Origin of the sequence: Croceibacter atlanticus HTCC2559 (assembly GCF_000196315.1) — a bacterium.
Taxonomy (GTDB): Bacteria; Bacteroidota; Bacteroidia; order Flavobacteriales; family Flavobacteriaceae; genus Croceibacter; species Croceibacter atlanticus.
In genome coordinates, this window is the sequence record NC_014230.1 from 2012432 (window position 1) to 2029659 (window position 17228).

Annotated in this window: 12 protein-coding genes; 8 read left to right on the forward strand and 4 right to left on the reverse strand. The window is 33.8% G+C overall.

The genetic code is table 11. The features are described 5' to 3' along the window. Nucleotides 1-40: 40 nt before the first annotated feature. Nucleotides 41-1882, reverse strand: coding sequence for a cytochrome-c peroxidase (locus CA2559_RS09090; RefSeq protein ID WP_013187583.1), 1842 nt, complete (start codon nt 1880-1882; stop codon nt 41-43). A gap of 160 nt (nt 1883-2042) precedes the next feature. Here CA2559_RS09090 and prfB point away from each other — a divergent pair. The 5 genes from prfB to CA2559_RS09115 all read left to right on the forward strand — a co-directional run bounded on the left by prfB (nt 2043) and on the right by CA2559_RS09115 (nt 6949). After that, a protein-coding gene (gene prfB / locus CA2559_RS09095) for a peptide chain release factor 2 (protein WP_148232798.1) occupies nt 2043-3150 on the forward strand; the annotation gives its coding sequence in 2 pieces (ribosomal slippage) (nt 2043-2105 and nt 2107-3150; 1107 coding nt in all). 80 nt (nt 3151-3230) lie between these two features. Continuing rightward, nucleotides 3231-3590, forward strand: a complete 360-nt coding sequence (locus CA2559_RS09100; RefSeq protein ID WP_013187585.1) for a hypothetical protein — start codon at nt 3231-3233, stop codon at nt 3588-3590. 20 nt (nt 3591-3610) lie between these two features. Further along, nucleotides 3611-3976, forward strand: a complete 366-nt coding sequence (gene arsC, locus CA2559_RS09105; protein ID WP_013187586.1) for an arsenate reductase (glutaredoxin) — start codon at nt 3611-3613, stop codon at nt 3974-3976. Between the two features lie 52 nt (nt 3977-4028). Then, complete coding sequence (locus CA2559_RS09110) at nt 4029-4376, forward strand: hypothetical protein (protein WP_013187587.1); 348 nt, start codon at nt 4029-4031, stop codon at nt 4374-4376. Between the two features lie 125 nt (nt 4377-4501). Further along, nucleotides 4502-6949 carry a TonB-dependent receptor domain-containing protein gene (locus CA2559_RS09115; protein WP_013187588.1) on the forward strand — a complete coding sequence of 816 codons (2448 nt, stop codon included), beginning with the start codon at nt 4502-4504 and terminating at the stop codon, nt 6947-6949. Between the two features lie 81 nt (nt 6950-7030). Here CA2559_RS09115 and CA2559_RS13875 read toward each other — a convergent pair whose 3' ends face one another. Together CA2559_RS13875 and glyA are read right to left on the reverse strand one after the other, a co-directional pair. Beyond that, nucleotides 7031-7207, reverse strand: a complete 177-nt coding sequence (locus tag CA2559_RS13875) for a hypothetical protein (protein WP_013187589.1) — start codon at nt 7205-7207, stop codon at nt 7031-7033. Between the two features lie 172 nt (nt 7208-7379). Continuing rightward, complete coding sequence (gene glyA / locus CA2559_RS09125; RefSeq protein ID WP_041241176.1) at nt 7380-8654, reverse strand: serine hydroxymethyltransferase; 1275 nt, start codon at nt 8652-8654, stop codon at nt 7380-7382. A gap of 112 nt (nt 8655-8766) precedes the next feature. Between glyA and fahA the strand changes: the two genes are divergently transcribed. Both fahA and CA2559_RS09135 read left to right on the forward strand, forming a co-directional pair. Continuing rightward, nucleotides 8767-10050, forward strand: coding sequence for a fumarylacetoacetase (gene fahA / locus CA2559_RS09130; protein WP_013187591.1), 1284 nt, complete (start codon nt 8767-8769; stop codon nt 10048-10050). 158 nt (nt 10051-10208) lie between these two features. Further along, complete coding sequence (locus tag CA2559_RS09135) at nt 10209-13304, forward strand: T9SS type A sorting domain-containing protein (RefSeq protein WP_013187592.1); 3096 nt, start codon at nt 10209-10211, stop codon at nt 13302-13304. A 77-nt stretch (nt 13305-13381) separates the two neighbouring features. Here CA2559_RS09135 and uvrA read toward each other — a convergent pair whose 3' ends face one another. Beyond that, nucleotides 13382-16165: an excinuclease ABC subunit UvrA gene (gene uvrA, locus CA2559_RS09140; protein WP_013187593.1), complete on the reverse strand. Its 2784-nt coding sequence runs from the start codon at nt 16163-16165 to the stop codon at nt 13382-13384. A gap of 224 nt (nt 16166-16389) precedes the next feature. Between uvrA and CA2559_RS09145 the strand changes: the two genes are divergently transcribed. Further along, complete coding sequence (locus CA2559_RS09145; RefSeq protein WP_013187594.1) at nt 16390-16977, forward strand: RNA polymerase sigma factor; 588 nt, start codon at nt 16390-16392, stop codon at nt 16975-16977. The last annotated feature ends 251 nt before the right edge of the window (nt 16978-17228 follow it).

Here is a 17228-nt window from a genome sequence, read left to right on the forward strand (position 1 = left end):
TTTGTTACCTCAAGTTTAATTGTAGATAAAGTATGTTAATTCAAAATGAAGCAGTATCTGTTAGAGATTTCAGAAATGCGATGAGGTCTTGTTTTTCCGCTTCAGAAAGGTTTAGAGAGTCTTCAGAAAGTGTTTGGTTAGTTACGTTTAAGTCTACGCCATTGCCACCACCATTGTTGTAAAAATCGATGACCTCTTCTAAAGTTTTATAAGCGCCATTATGAAAATACGGAGCAGTAACTTCTATATTTCTTACAGTGGTTGTTTTAAATGCATTTACATACATCCAAGCACTTTCAGTATGTATGCCGTTTGTAATTCTACCTTTATCATCATCTAGTTCTTTGTGTGTTGTTCTTGGGTTTTTTAAAACACCAAGCACTTCGCTTTCTGAATCTTTATAGTATGGTGGTACTAACCCTGCAAAAGTAGGAGCAAAATGACAGGTAGCACAATTGGCTTTTCCCATAAACAGATTAAATCCATTAGCAACAGATTCTGGAATGGTTTGAGATTCTCCTTTAACATAACGATCAAAACTACTATTAAAAGATCTGAGAGAACTTGTATAAGATGCCAAGGCTTTTAAAACACGTTCTCTAGATATTAAAGTATCGCCAAATGTGTTTTTAAATTTAGAAGTGTAGGCTTCATTTTTTGATAGGCTATTAAGAATTGCTGTATAACTGGAGTTGAATTCGTTTTCATTGAAGATAACATGCTCAGCTTGTTGTTCTAAATTAAAAGCCCTTAAGTCATAGAAAAATCGATTAGCATATACTGCATTTAATAATGTAGGTGTATTTCTTTGTAAGGTATCTCCATTTTTAAAGCTTATAGGTTTTGGTAAGCCATCTGTAAAAGCCAATTTAGGATTATGGCAAGATGCGCAACTTACAGTATTTGTTGTACTTAACTTGGTATCGTAAAATAAGCTTTTACCTAAAGACGTTAATAATTCAGAATCTTCTTTTTCTGTAAGGTCTGTATAGAAATAAGGATCTAACAACTTATCATCAAATAATGACGTTGTATTTAAATTCAAGGGTAGTGATTTTAAGATATAGCTGTAGCTTTCGTCATCTAAAGGAAAATCTCCCAATGTTTTATATAAAGGATCTATAATTTCTTTTAAAAAACCAAGTCTGTCAAAATTTTCGAAATTAGTTTCATTAAAGTAAGTAGCACCTCTATTTAATATCGACAATGAATGAGTTATCGCCTTATGATGTGATTGCTTATCAATCTTATTAAGATGAAGTGACATATTATCTAATACAACCTTAGTCTCGCTTATACCATTTAAAGATCCTGGCGTATCAAATCCACTAATACCCAAGGTAAAAATTCTAATAAGTTCAATTCTTAATGCTGTTATTAGTACAGAATGTGTAGGATGTTGTTGTTGTACATTCTTATGTAACCTTAAGCTGGAGAAATAAAGTTTTTTAGTAAGAGAGGCAATGTTAATGGCTTCTTTGTGAACATCCTCACTGTAAATTAGCTCATCTAAAATTTGCAATCCTTCTGGCGGCTTAATTTCAGAACGGTTCTTTACGTAAGATACTTTGTGTAATGGCGCACCATTTATATGAGACTCTATAAACTCTGCATATTTAAAAGCGGTATAAAACTCTATGCGCTTAAAAGAATGTCTTGCGGTAGCTAATTGCTCCTTTAAGTTAGACACAGAGCTTTTAGAAGCACTAAATTGTTGAGCTACACTATCCAAAGTTTTAGTTGCATTTAAGAACGCGTTACTGTCCTCAATTATCTGAGTAGAGTAGTAGTCGTTATTTACACTAGTTGAGTTATAATTTAGTGTGGTGCCAAAAATAATGGTACATATTAAGAAGTACAGTGTGTAAAGCTTGAATTGCATATATCTTATTTGCAACAAAAATATGTGCAGATATAAAAAAGCTCGTTATGGGAGCGTTATGTAAAGATTACGTTATTGAGATATTCATAGAAACCGTTTAATTTGGTACAACATATCATTAACCTTACTTTTGAGCTAAATATTTAAACTACTAGCAATCGTGATAACCACAGACCACATAAAATCACTCCAAAAGCGCGTGGAAAGCTTGAGGAGATATCTTTGACATAGATGCAAAGCGCATACAGATAACCAACGAAGAAGAACAAACATTTGCCCCAGAATTTTGGGATAATCCTCGTGCAGCTCAAGCTGTAATGAAAGAGCTAAACGTAAAGAAAACTTGGGTTGAAGATTACGAACAAGCCATTACATTTGTTGAAGATTTAGAAGTTATTTTTGAATTTTACAAAGAAGGCGAAGCAGAAGAAACCAACGTGAAAGAACGCTATGCAAAAGCTAAAGATCTTATTGAAGATTTAGAGTTTAAAAATATGCTAAGCGAAGAAGGAGACGATTTAAGTGCGGTACTTCAAATTACTGCTGGTGCTGGAGGAACAGAAAGTTGCGACTGGGCAGAAATGCTTATGCGTATGTATTTAATGTGGGCAGAAAAGCGCGGATTTAAAATTAAAGAGCTTAACCTACAAAATGGCGATGTTGCAGGAATTAAGACAGTATCCTTAGAAATTGAAGGGAACTTTGCCTTTGGTTGGTTAAAAGGCGAAAATGGAGTGCATAGGCTTGTAAGAATCTCACCTTTTGATAGCAATGCAAAAAGGCATACCTCATTTGCTTCGGTTTATGTGTACCCATTGGCAGATGATTCTATTGAAATAGATATAAACCCTGCAGATATTTCTTGGGACTTTGCAAGAAGTAGTGGTGCAGGTGGCCAAAACGTAAATAAGGTAGAAACCAAAGCTATACTTACTCACCATCCCTCTGGAATTGTGATACATAATTCTGAAACACGCTCACAACTAGAAAATAGGGAAAAAGCTATGCAAATGCTTAAATCGCAATTGTATGAGATTGAGTTGCGCAAACAACAAGCACAGCGTGATGAAATAGAATCCTCTAAAATGAAAATTGAATGGGGTTCACAAATTAGGAATTATGTTATGCATCCTTATAAGTTAGTTAAAGATGTAAGAACGGCTCACGAAACTGGTAACGTAGATGCAGTTATGAACGGTGATATAGATGCATTTCTTAAAGCTTTTCTTATGGCTTCAGGACAAAAACAAGAAGAAGATACCCTATAGTTTTAGAAAAGTTTAAGAGCATTTTTTTGATGGTCCATATACTTAGCATTATATTATTTAAGAATTTAAAATATATAGTGATGAAACGTATACTTATAATACTTACCATATTAATAGCTAATACAGTGGCTTTTAACGCCCAAAGTATTACGCAAGAACGTACCAGTGAAGAACTTGAAAAAGAGGTAAGACAACAAACTGAACAACTAGCTTCAGAATTAGGGTTAACAGATAAGCAGGCTAAAGAATTTGAACGAAATACAATTAAGTATTCCCTAAAAATAGATGAGGTCTTACAAAAAGACATCCCGAAGAAAAACAAGACATTTCAAATTAATGTTTTAGAAGAACAACGTATAAGAGCAACTAGAAATATACTTACAAAACCACAATACGACTTATATTTAAAGATGCTAAGCACCAAAGACGATAACAAATAGATTAACCAATTTAACACAACATGATAACAATATATCACAATCCAAGATGTAGTAAATCTAGAGATGGCGTAAAAGTTTTAGAAGAATCTGGGAAAGAATTTAAAACTGTTAAGTATTTAGATGACAACCTTTCTTTTCAAGAACTAACAGAAATAATTGGTAAAATTGGAATACAACCAATTGATCTTGTAAGGAAAAATGAAAAGATTTGGAAAGAAGACTATAAGGGTAAAGACTTGAGCAAAACAGATATTGTAAATGCCATGGTTAATAACCCTAAACTTATAGAGCGTCCTATTGTTGTTACAGATTATGGTGCCGTAATAGGAAGACCTTCAGAAAAAATTGAAGAATTATTAGATAAACCTAATCAAGAACCAATTTAAGTTTAGGAATTTCATATAATCCTTGTATATTTAAAATCTTAAAACTAAACTTATGAAACGCTTATTACTAGTATTAGCCCTTGTTGTAGGGTTTACATTTACAACACAAGCCCAATCTGCAAGCACTAAAAAAGCAGATGTGGCTATTGAGCAAGCTGCTAAAGCTAAGGTTGCAACACTTAAAAGCACTTTAGATTTAGATGTAAAGCAGGTTAAATTGATGGAGCAAAATCTATCTCAATTTGAAGCTCACAAAAAACAGGTTATGGATGCAGATATTTCTGCAACAGCAAAATCTGAAAAAATTGCAAAAATGGAAACTTATAGATTAGAGTCTGTAAAGCAAATTCTAACTAATGACCAGTATAACCAATATGTAGCACTATTGGGTAAAAAGTAATTTTTTACAACATATTAAATTTTAAAAGGCCGCAATTTTGCGGTCTTTTTTCTTTTAACACAATCTTAACTCTTATAGATTTTACATCTCTACACTTAGGTAGTCAAACACACAAAATTAATGTAATGACTAAAAACCTTCTAGTTGCTTTAATAAGCATACTAACTTTTTCTAATTCAATTTTAGCACAACAGTCTTCTGGAGATGAAGTTACTGTAACAGGAACTGTTGTAGATAAATCTGCAAACATACCGTTGGAGTATGCTACAATTTCATTTCAGAGTATTAATGATGCTACAAAATTAACTGGTGGCGTAACAGATGCAAATGGTAAGTATTCTATCCAGGTTCCTGTAGGCACTTATAAAATTACAATCGAGTATATTTCTTTTGAGCCTTATATAATTTCAGAAAAATCAATAACAGAGTCTACCAGCTTAGGTACTGTAAGTTTAGATTTTGCTTCAGACAGTTTAGATGAGGTTGTTATTAGAGCAGAAACAACTCAAGTAGATATAAGACTAGATAAGAAAATTTACAATGTAGGTAAAGATTTGCTAGTTCGTGGTGGTTCGGTGAGTGATGTATTGGATAATGTTCCTAGTGTATCTGTAGATGTTGAAGGTAATGTGGCGTTAAGAGGAAATGATAACGTACGTATTCTTATTAACGGTAAACCTTCTGGACTAGTAGGTATTAGTGGTAGTGATGGTCTTAGACAAATACCTAGTGAGGCTATTGAGCGTGTTGAGGTTATTACATCTCCTTCTGCTAGGTATGATGCAGAAGGTACTGGTGGTATCTTAAATATAATTCTTAAAAAAGATAAACTTGTAGGATTTAATGGAAGCGTAAATGTGACAGTAGGAGATCCTGCAAACAATACAGCTTCTGCAAGTGTAAATTATAGAACTAAGGATATAAACCTATTTACCAATACTGGATATTCTTACAGAAAATCTAATGGTGGTGGCTTTAATAATAGAGAAAGTTTTAATGAGGATTTACAATACAGGTTTGTAGATGAAGACAGAGATTTTGAAAGGCTTAGAAAAGGATTTAATAGCAATATTGGTTTAGAGTGGTTTATTAATGAAAGCTCTACTCTTACAAATTCATTCTTTATAAGAAACCAAGACAACTCTTCAGAAAATAATACAATTACAAACCGGTATGAGGATACAAGAGATGCGTTGTCTAACGCTTCCAGACGTTTTGATACAGAAACAGAAGATGACCAAACATTTCAATATTCTTTAAACTATGTGAAAGATTTTAATGATGATGGCCACAAGCTAACATTCGATTTTCAATATGAAAAGAGTAGTGAAGACGAATTTTCTAACATTACAGATACAGACACATTTCCTGCCGAGCTAGTGACAGACCAAGAGCGAGTACAAACTTTGGAAGATCAAAATGAAATTTTACTACAGGCAGACTACGTTTGGCCAATAGATGAAAACACTCAGTTTGAAGCAGGTTATAGAGGAACCTTTAATGACTTAACTACAGATTATACAGTATCTGCTATAGATGATAATAACAATTTTATAAGAAATGACTCTTTAAGTAATGTGTTATTTTATGGAGAGCGTGTAAATGCGTTATACTCTCAATATGGTAAAAAGATTAATAAGTTTTCTGTGTTATTGGGATTACGTTTAGAAAATACTCAAATTACTATAGACCAGATAACCACAAATAATTTAGCTAAGAAAAATTACACAAACTTATTCCCAACTGTAAATTTAGGATATGAGTTTACTGAAAGTAGTAGTGCAACTTTAGGATATAATAGAAGAATAAGAAGACCTCGTAGTCGTTTTATTAATCCGTTTCCATCAAGAAGTAGTGAAACAAACTTATTTCAAGGTAATCCAGACTTAGACCCTGTATTTTCTGATGGTGTAGACTTAGGATACCTTAAACGTTGGAAAGGCTTTACTCTAAATACATCTATTTATTATACAAGAAGTACAGATGTTTTTGAATTTATAAGTGAAGATACTGGCCAAGTTACCAATAATGGAGATGCTGTAGTAAGACGTTTTCCTGTAAACTTAAGCAGTAATGACCGTTATGGTTTTGAATTAACATTAATGTACAAGCCTGCAAAATGGTGGACCTTAAATTCTGACTTTAACTTATTCAACTCTAAGACAGAAGGTACGTTTAATGGCCAAGATTTTGGAGCAGACAACACAAGTTATTTTGTAAGATTAAATAGTAAAGTTACGTTACCTGCAAATATAGATTTCCAGACACGTATGTTTTATAGTGGTCCTAGTGAAGATGCACAGTCTAAAAGCGAAGGTGTATTTTCTACCAACGTAGCATTAAGTAAAGATATATTTAAAGAACAAGCTACTATTAGCTTTAATGTAAGCGATGTTTTTAATAGTAGAAAAAGACGCTCTGAAACCTTTACAGATACATTTTTTAACGAAAGTGAATTCCAATGGAGACAACGCCAAGCTACACTTTCTTTAACGTATAGATTTAATCAGAAAAAGAAAAGAGAAAGAGGATACGATGGAGGAGATGATGAAGGTGGAGAGTTTGAAGGTTAGTACAGCTAACTCTCTACAACAGAAAAACCCTTCTAAAATTATTTAGAAGGGTTTTTTTATAAAATAAAGCTAAATAAGATTTTAGCTATTTGCCTGTTTTTTAGCTTTACGCTCAGCTTGTTTTTCTTTTACCATTTCCATAATTGCACCACCAATCCAATAAGGAATAAAAGATGCTAAAAATATCATTAACCAAAAACCGATGGTTAAAATAGTTAAGAATGCTAAAAAGCCTAAGTATTGGTCAAAATCGAACATAACAGTTTTTTTCGTAAAGTTTGTCAAAGATACTAAAGCTGGTAAATGTTATGCAAGTGATAAGGCATTTTTTTCAACATAGAAATTAACAAGAATACTTTTTTATGCCTTTTAAGTAAAAAAGCCTGCCTTTTTAGGAAGACAGGCTTTTTAGAATATCTATAAAATTAGATTAAACAACAAATAAAGGTTTGCCGTTCATCATATCATGAATGCTATTTTTAACAGCATCTAACTCACTATCATTTTCAATATTATTAATTACACGGTCAATATACTCTACAATAGTTTTCATATCATCTTCAACCAAACCTCGAGTAGTAACCGCAGCAGTACCAATACGTATTCCTGATGTTACAAATGGCGACTCAGTATCAAAAGGAACCATATTTTTATTTACAGTAATTTCTGCTTTACCTAAAGTTTCTTCAGCAAGTTTACCTGTTACATTTTTATTTCTAAGGTCAATAAGCATCATGTGGTTGTCTGTTCCGCCAGAAATCACATCATAACCTCTTTCAACAAAAGCTTCTGCCATAACGTGAGCATTCTTCTTAACCTGAACCATATAATGTAAAAATTCATCTGTAAGCGCTTCACCAAAAGCAATAGCCTTTCCTGCAATTACGTGCTCTAAAGGTCCACCTTGGTTTCCAGGGAAAATGCCGCTATCAAATAAAGAAGACATCTTTTTAGGTTTGCCACTCTTAAATGTTAATCCAAATGGATTATCAAAATCTTCACCCATTAAAATCATACCACCACGAGGACCGCGTAATGTTTTATGAGTAGTTGTTGTACAAACGTGACAGTGAGGAATAGGATCAGATAGTAAGCCCTTTGCAATTAAACCAGCAGGATGCGCAATATCTGCCATTAAAAGTGCGCCTACGCTATCTGCAATTTCTCTAAAACGCTTATAATCTATCTCTCTTGAATAGGCAGAAGCTCCTGCAATGATAAGCTTAGGCTGTTCGCGCTCTGCAATTTTCTGAATATTATCATAATCTAATCGTCCTGTTTCACGTTCTACACCATAATGAACAGGATTGTATAATTTACCAGAGAAGTTTACTGGAGAACCATGGGTTAGGTGACCGCCATGAGATAAATCAAAACCTAAAAATTTGTCACCTGCATTTAAGCAAGCTGCAAAAACTGCAGTGTTAGCTTGAGATCCAGAATGAGGTTGTACGTTTGCCCAAGAAGCTCCAAAAAGTTCCTTTGCTCTATCTATTGCAATTTGCTCGACAACATCTACAACTTCACAACCACCATAGTAACGCTTACCAGGATAACCTTCGGCATATTTATTTGTAAGTACAGACCCAACAGCTTCCATAACTTGGTCACTAACAAAATTTTCACTTGCTATAAGCTCTAAACCATTTGTTTGGCGTTCTTTTTCTTTAGAAATTAAATCGAATATTTCAGTATCACGTTGCATAGGAGGTAAATCTTTAATTGAAAGCCCAAAAATAACAAAAAGCAAGTGTAAAATTGTCTTTAATGTATATATTTGATTACTTTATTGCACAACATATAAACATATAAACTCTATGAAAATAACCGCTAACGACCCAAAACGACAAACGTGGTTGCCGGTTCCCGATAAATCTGATTTTCCAATTCAAAATATTCCATTTGGTGTATTCCTTACACGTGACGATGTCATTACTATTGGAACACGAATTGGAGATACCGCTATAGATCTTGGAGCATTGCACCAATTAGGATACTTTGAGGGTATTCCTTTAACAGATGATATTTTTTTACAGGATACGCTAAACGACTTTATTTCCGATGGAAAGAAAACTTGGCGTTTAGTAAGAAATAGAATCGCAGAGCTTTTTGATGTTAAAGATAAATCTTTACAAAATCACGATGAGCATAAAGAACGTGTTCTCTTTGCAATGGATGAAATAGAAATGCAATTGCCAGTACAAGTTGGTGATTATACAGATTTTTATTCCTCTATTGAACATGCTACCAATGTAGGTACAATGTTTAGAGATCCAGATAATGCGTTATTACCAAATTGGTTGCACATACCAGTTGGATATCACGGTCGTAGTTCTTCTATAATACCAAGTGGTATTCCAGTACATAGACCATTAGGTCAAAAATTACCAAAAGGTGCAGATAACCCTAAATTAGGACCATCTCGTTTAGTCGATTTTGAGCTTGAGATGGCTTTTATAACAACAGATGCTAATCATTTAGGAGAACCAATTCCTATAGATGAAGCTGAAGACTATATTTTTGGACTAGTATTATTTAATGACTGGAGTGCTAGAGATATTCAAAAATGGGAATATGTGCCATTAGGACCTTTCTTAGCAAAAAGTTTTGCCTCATCAATATCACCTTGGATTGTTACTCTGGACGCTTTGGAACCTTTTAGGACAGACAGCCCAAAACCTTTAAAGAAACAGTTGGAATACCTTCAATACAAAGGGAAAAAGAGCTTTGATATTAAACTTCAAGTTGCAATACAACCAGAAGATAAAGTAGAAACTGTTGTTGCTAATACAAACTTTAAATACATGTATTGGAATATGAGCCAGCAGCTAGCACACCATACTATTAATGGTTGTCCTGTAAATTCTGGAGATATGATGGGTAGTGGTACTATATCTGGTCCAACACCAGATTCTTACGGATCTATGTTAGAGTTATCTTGGAGAGGAGAGAAGCCAGTGAAATTAAAAGAAGGTGGTGATCGTAAATTTATAGAAGATAATGATACGGTAATTATTAGAGGTTACTGTGAGAATAAAGACATAAGGTTAGGTTTTGGTGAAGTTTCCACAAAATTATTGCCTGTTTTTAAAAAACAATAAAAGCTTAAGTTTTTTATTTTAATAACAAAAACACCTACAGTTAACGCTGTAGGTGTTTTTTGTTAAATTCATTTGTAGGAATAAACTTTAACAAGATATTATTAATAGGTATAATGTTAATTGTATAAATTTATTTAACAAATTTTAAATTTCCTCTTATGAAAAAAATTACTTATTGGCTTTTTTTGTTAATATTTACAATTTCCTTAACATCTTTGGAAGCGCAAGAAAAGCGACAAACAACAACACAAGAACAAGAAATTGAAGCAAAACTTCAAACCCTATTTGGTTTGGAAAAAGAAGTTTTTGAAAGGCGTGTAAATATCTCTGCACAGCAACAAGCGCCTAAAGCTCTTAAGATGTCTAGTAATTCTTTACAGAGATCTACAGAAATTCAATCCTCACACGTACAATCTGGTTTTAACCTTCAAGGCGATTTAAGCTGTAGCCAAGAGCAGGTAAGTAATAATTTTGAAAATGGATTATTTATTGAAGCTGGCGGTCAAAAAGTTGCAGATGATTTTTTTGTTTCAATAAATACAGACACGTTTGATGTTAACCAAATTAGTGCTAACATACTAACACAAGGTGGTTTAGAAAGTGTTAATATTACATTTTATGAAGATGATGCTGGTTTGCCTGGTACACAAATAGGTGCTTCAATAATTAGTTTAGTCCCAACATCTCAAGATGTTATAGGGACAGCTTTTGGATTTGATGTACACGATGTAGTTTTAGATTTACCAAGCACAATTTCTTTTGCAGGCACAGGTACAGAAGCTGTAAGATATTGGGTTCAATTAGAAGGAAACCCAAATACTGCAGGAACAAGTGTTGGTATAGAGTCAACTTCTGTAGGTGTAATAGGAGAGTTATCTGTATTTGATAATGATGGAAATGCAACTAATGAATGGCTTTTAAATGATGGCGGCTTAGATAGTGTAATTACTATAAGCGGTAATTGTATACAAGTTTCAGGCTGTTTAGCACCTGAAAACTTTGTAGTAAGCCCAACTGGAGAAAATGCAGATTTTACTTGGGATAATGTTCCAGGTGCTGTTGATGGTTATACACTATCAGTTTTTGAAGCTGGCGCAGATCCTACTACTGCAACTGCTGTGTTTAGCGCTAATTATGGTGCGGGAACAACTATGGCAACAGCTACAGGCTTATTTACAACTACACCTTACGATGCGTATATAAATTCAGATTGTGGTGGTACAATTTCTGCTCAAAACACATTAAGTTTTTCAACTACTATTGAAGATCCTGTTTGTGGTAACAGTTATTTAGATTCAGGAGGAAGAGATAACAATTATCAGGACAGTGAGTTAATTACAACTACAATTTTTCCTGAAAATGATGGAGATGTTGTAACCTTAACTTTTACGTTTGTTGATATTGAAGTAAATACTACAGGCGCAGGAACTCAAGATGGTTGTTGGGATTTCCTAACCATTTATAATGGACCAGATACGTCGTCTCCTGTATTAGCACAAACTCTTTGTGGTGAGGCTAGTGGTTCTGGAGCAACACCATCTGTTGATACAAGTAATCTTGAAATAGGTGATTCATTCACATCAACAGATATGTCTGGAGCATTAACAATTGTATTTACATCTGATGAAGTCTTTAACTTTGGTGGATTTGAAGCCGTTATCTCTTGCGATGTGCCTCCTGTTTGTATGGCACCAGATTTAGTACTTGATAATGTTACTACAGACACTGCAGAATTTAGTTGGAGTGAAGTTGCAAATGCTAATAATGGGTATATCTTCTCTGTATTTAGCGAAGGAGCAGACCCTACAACAGCAACTCCTGTTTATACAGAAAATATACCTGCAGGAACGCTTACAGCTACAGCAACAGGTTTATCAGATACTACTATATATGACGCATACATCACTGCAGATTGTGATGCCGACGGTTTGTCTGCATCAGACTCGGTGACATTTGAAACCAATTTTCCAGATCCTGCTTGTGGTGGCAAATTTTATGATACTGGAGGACCAAATGGTGACTTTGAAAATAACGAAGACTACACAACTATAATTGCTCCAGATGATGCAGGAGATGTAGTTACTGCCACATTTACCTTTGTAAACAATACAGAATTTGATGTACTTACTGTAGATACTGGTGATGGTAGTGGCCCTCAAGTAGTACCAGAAATACCTATGGGAGGCACTCCAATCTCATATACTTCATTTGCTTCAGATGGTAGCTTAACATTTCAATTTACATCTTCAGGTGTAGTTGAAAATGCAGGTTGGGAAGCAGATATCACTTGTGATTTACCAGCGGCTTGTTTACAACCACTTAATTTTGATGTTTCAGCAATTACAGATACATCAGCTACATTTACTTGGGATGAAGAAACTAATGCAACAAATGGATATGTTTTAGAAGTTTATAGTTTTGGTGATAGTCCAGGATCTGGAACGCCTGTTTATACAGAAACTGTTGCATCTGGAACTTTAACAGCAACAGCAACAGGGTTAGACACTAACTCAATGTTTACTGCTTATATTTATTCAGATTGTGATACAGATGGTATATCAGAAACTACAGACATAGAGTTTGAAACCTTAATAACGCCACCAGCTTGTGATGGCACTTTTAGCGATAGTGGTGGAGTAGATGGTAATTATTCTTCTAGTGAGGTTACTACAACTACAATTACACCAGACAACGCTGGAGATGCTGTTACTATTACGTTTACTTACGTAGATATTGAAACAGCTACAGCTGCAGGAAGTCAAGATGGTTGTTGGGATTTTATGACCATTTATAATGGTCCAGATACCACATTCCCAGTTTTAGCACAAACACTTTGTGGTGAAGAGAGTGGAGATGGTGGTGCACCTTCTGTAGATACAAGTTTACTATCTGTTGGAGATGCATTTACATCAACAGATCCTTCAGGTGCATTAACTATTGTTTTTACTTCAGATAGTTCAGTTGAAGAGACAGGTTGGTTAGCAGACGTAACTTGTGCTACATTATCTGTGGATGAGTTTAGTGCAACTAACTTTACATATTATCCAAATCCTAGCACTGGACATTTAACTATTAATTCTAAAGAAACTATTGATTCTGTTGAAGTAATTAATCTATTAGGACAGCAATTAATTAAACAGAAGCCTAATAGCCAAGATTATACTTTAGACTTAACTACGTTAAGTGCTGGGCAGTATTTCTTAAGAGCACAAATAGATGGTAAAACTGTGGTAAAATCTATTTTAAAAGAATAAGTTTTAAATTCAACTAATATGTAAAACGCTGGTAATTAAATTACCAGCGTTTTTTTATTATACATTAGAATGTAAATTTAAACCTTGTCTTTTAGGTATTTAGCGGTGTAACTTTTTTTATTCTTCACAACTTCTTCTGGAGTGCCATATGCTAATAATTGACCACCAGTTTCACCACCTTCCAAGCCAAGATCTATGATGTAATCTGCACATTTTACAAGGTCCATATTATGCTCTATAACTATTACAGAATGTCCTTTTTCAATAAGTGCATTAAACGATTTTAAAAGCTTATTAATATCGTGAAAATGTAATCCAGTTGTAGGCTCGTCAAAAATAAATAATACCTTGTCTTTTGATGTGCTTTTAACTAAGAAAGAAGCAAGCTTAATACGTTGAGCCTCGCCACCAGAAAGTGTAGAAGAGCTTTGGCCTAATTGTACATAACCAAGACCAACATCTTGTAAGGGTTTTAGTTTTCGAGTAACTTTAAGTTCTGCTTGCTCATCAAAAAATGAAATGGCATCATCTATCGTCATAGTTAAGATATCATGTATAGATTTATCACCATATTTAACTTCTAACACTTCTTTTTTGAAACGCTTTCCTTGGCAAGTTTCACACTGTAAGTGAACATCTGCCATAAATTGCATCTCTATAGTAACTTCACCTTCGCCTTTACAAGTTTCGCATCTGCCACCATCAACATTAAAGCTAAAGTGCTTTGCTTGGTAATTTCTTATTTTAGATAATTTCTGAGAAGCAAATAAACTTCGTATATCATCATAGGCTTTTATATACGTTACTGGATTACTTCTAGAAGAGCGACCTATAGGGTTTTGATCTACAAACTCGATAGCTTTTACATTTCCAAATTTACCTTTAAGTTCAGAAAATTGTCCAGCCTTTTCACCATAACCGCCAACTTCTTTTAACATTGCTGGATACAGTAATTTTTTAATCAAAGTACTTTTTCCACTACCTGAAACTCCAGTAATAGCAGTAAACACACCTAAAGGAAACGTAACATCAATATTTTTTAAATTATTTTCTCTAGCACCAACTATTGTAGCTTCATACTTCCAACTTCTTCTTTTGTCGGGTAAGGGAATTTCCTTAGTGCCATTTAAATAATCTGCGGTTAAAGAGTTGGATTTTAAAATATCGTTATAGGTTCCGGTAGCGACTACGTGACCACCATGTGTTCCTGCTTCTGGACCAATATCTATAATTTCGTCTGCAGCTTTCATGATATCTTCGTCATGCTCTACTACAATCACGGTATTACCTAAGTCTCTTAAATCTTTTAAAACACCAATAAGACGCTCTGTGTCTTTAGGATGTAAACCAATGGACGGTTCATCTAAAATATACATAGATCCTACTAAACTACTACCTAAAGATGTTGCGAGGTTAATACGTTGGGATTCTCCACCAGAAAGTGTGTTACTTTTTCTATTTAGTGTTAAATAATCTAAACCAACATTAGATAAGAACTCCAACCTGCTCGTAATTTCTTTTAAAAGCCGCTTTGCTATAACTACATCATATTCATTTAAAGTTAGAGATGTAAAGAAATCTCTTACATTATTTAGAGGAAGCTCAACCAAATCTGTAATAGTTGCATTGCCAACCTTAACGTAATTGGCTTCGGGTCTAAGTCTTTTTCCTTTACATACAGTACATCTAGTTTTACCTCTATACCTAGATAGCATTACTCTGTTTTGAATTTTATAGGCTTTAGATTCTAGCTCAGCAAAAAAGTCATTTAAGCCAGTAAAGTATTTGTTGCCTGTCCACACTAAGTCTTTATGCTCTTGAGATAACTCAAAATAAGGTTTGTGAATAGGAAAGTCGAATTTATGTGAGTTGTTAACTAATTGATCTCTATACCAACTCATGCTTTCACCACGCCAAGGAAATATAGCATTCTCATAAATTGATAGTCCTGTGTTAGGAATTACCAAATCTTCATCTATACCAATTACATCTCCGTAACCTTCACATTTAGGGCACGCACCATAGGGATTATTAAAACTAAAAAGATGCGGATTTGGCTCTAAAAATGAAATGCCGTCCAACTCAAATTTATTACTAAAATGATAACGTTTATTAGTATCTAGTTCTTCAATAAAAAGCTCGCCTTTACCTTCATAAAAAGAAGTTTGTATGGAGTCTGCCAGTCTATTAAGATAATCTTCGTCATTTTTTGTGATAATTCTATCAACCACTAAAAACAAATCTTTAGGTTTTTTTGGAAGATTGGCTTCATCTATTCGTTGTACATCACCATCTACCAAAATTCTGCTGTACCCTTGTTGTAATAATACGTTTAGTTTTTCTTCTAGGGTTCTTCCTTTTTCAATTAAAAAAGGAGATAATAGTAGGAGTTTTGTACGTTCCTCATAGTTGGAGATATGCTTTACAACATCTGCTACTGTATCTTTTTTTACTTCTTGACCAGATTTAGGGGAATATGTTCGTCCTATTCGAGCAAATAAAAGTTTTAAATAATCATATACCTCCGTCGATGTGCCTACAGTACTTCTAGGATTTGTACTATTAACCTTTTGTTCAATAGCAATTGCTGGAGCTATTCCTTTAATACTTTCTACTTTAGGCTTGTCTAATCTGCCAAGAAACTGCCTAGCATAGGAGGAAAGACTTTCTACATAACGGCGTTGGCCTTCTGCATACAACGTGTCAAAAGCCAAGCTAGATTTTCCAGAACCAGAAAGTCCTGTGATGACCACCAATTTATTTCTTGGTATGACAACATTTATATTTTTTAAATTATGAAGACTTGCGCCTTTTATGATGATGTTTTTCTTAGGATTAACATCTATATCTTGGACTTTCATATGTAGTAAACTGCAATTTTTGCAAAGATAAGCAAAGCATTTTTGCTTTAATCCTGAGGTTTTAAAACATTAAATGTTAAAGTTTTAAGTTTAATTTTGCATAATTGATTTGAATGTTGTTATATTTACGCCCAACGTATCACACTAAATCATATTGCCTATAGCATACAGTTACTTTAAAAAATTTATGATCGCTTCTCTCGAGGCACCTAAAAGTAACATGTATGATGCAATATTCAACTTCAGATGCAGCTCTTGTCCGTAAATATATGGATGGTGACGAAACAGCACTAAGCACTCTAATAAATAGACACCAACAAAAACTTTATAGTTTTATTTATTCTAAGGTTTTTGACCGTACCATAACAGAAGATGTTTTTCAAGACACTTTTATTAAGGTTATAAGAACTCTTAAGCGAGGAAAATATAATGAGGAAGGTAAGTTTTTACCTTGGGTTATGCGTATTTCTCATAATCTTGTTATAGACCACTTTAGAAAAAACAGTCGCATGCCTAAGTTTGAAGGTAAAGGTGACTTTAGCATTTTTGATGTTTTAAAAGAAGATACATTAAATGCTGAAAAGATGCTCATTAAAGAGCAAATAGAAAGCGATGTACGCGAATTAATACATGAATTGCCAGAAGATCAAAAAGAAGTTTTAATAATGCGTATTTATAAAGACATGAGCTTTAAAGATATTGCAGAACAGACAGATGTGAGTATTAATACTGCTTTAGGGCGTATGAGATATGCATTAATTAATTTGAGAAAAGTTATAGAGGAGCATAATATTGTATTAACCAATTACTAAATACAATATGTTTGAATTTTAGGCGTTTTTAGGAATAACTAACGCATAAATTTAAACCATGCCAAAACTTTACTCAAATACATCTTCTGAAGAGGTTTCTCAATTAAAACCAAAAAAAGAAACAATTGCCTTTTTGTTGAATTATTCGAAGGCATTGCGAGTTATTGATTGTGACCCACTAAAGTTTGAGACAATTTTAAACTAGTCTCATCTAGATTGTTCTAACAAACCCATTACTTAGCCGAATGGGT